The organism is Lysinibacillus parviboronicapiens (assembly GCF_003049575.1).
Taxonomy (GTDB): Bacteria; Bacillota; Bacilli; order Bacillales_A; family Planococcaceae; genus Lysinibacillus; species Lysinibacillus parviboronicapiens.
Map to the genome: position 1 here is coordinate 1 of NZ_PYWI01000097.1, position 598 is coordinate 598.

1 protein-coding gene is annotated in these 598 nt (G+C 38.5%); it reads left to right on the forward strand.

Annotation, left to right across the window (positions count from 1 at the left end; genetic code table 11):
- Positions 1–86: 86 nt before the first annotated feature.
- Positions 87–598, forward strand: a 512-nt coding sequence (locus C9J35_RS23235) for an IS110 family transposase (protein WP_153062995.1), incomplete at its 3' end; no start/stop codon positions are given.

A 598-nucleotide genomic window follows, 5' to 3' on the forward strand; every position in this document is an offset into this window, starting at 1 on the left:
GAGGTCTTGAAAGAAAAGGAGCCCTCTAGTATGATGCATGAGTGTCAACGACCATTGACCCATCATCAAACAAGGAGGACTCCTTTATGCATTTTAAATGGAATAATAAAATTAATCAAGTTACTGAAAATACACTCGTTGTCGGCATGGATATTGCCAAGCATATTCATTACGCATGCTTTGTCGATGAACGCGGGCGAGTAATAGAAAAAGCTTTTGCCGTACATCAATCGAAAGAAGGCTTCGAAAATTTGTATGAAAAGATTCTTCAAACGATGAAGGAAGCTAAGAAAACTGAAGTAATAATAGGGATTGAGCCTACAGGCCACTACTGGATGAACTTAGCTTATTTCTTAGATCAATACGGAATTCCACTTGTCATGGTGAATCCAATGCACGTAAGACGCTCGAAAGAACTAGATGATAACTTACCGACAAAGCACGATAAAAAAGATGCACTAGTCATCGCTCGCTTATTAAAGGATGGACGTTTCAGTTATCCACGTATACTGAAAGATATTGAAGCTGAGCTTCGTATTGGTTCTACTCTTCGTTCAAAATTGACGGAGGATTTGGCTAGTATTAAAAATCGAATCAT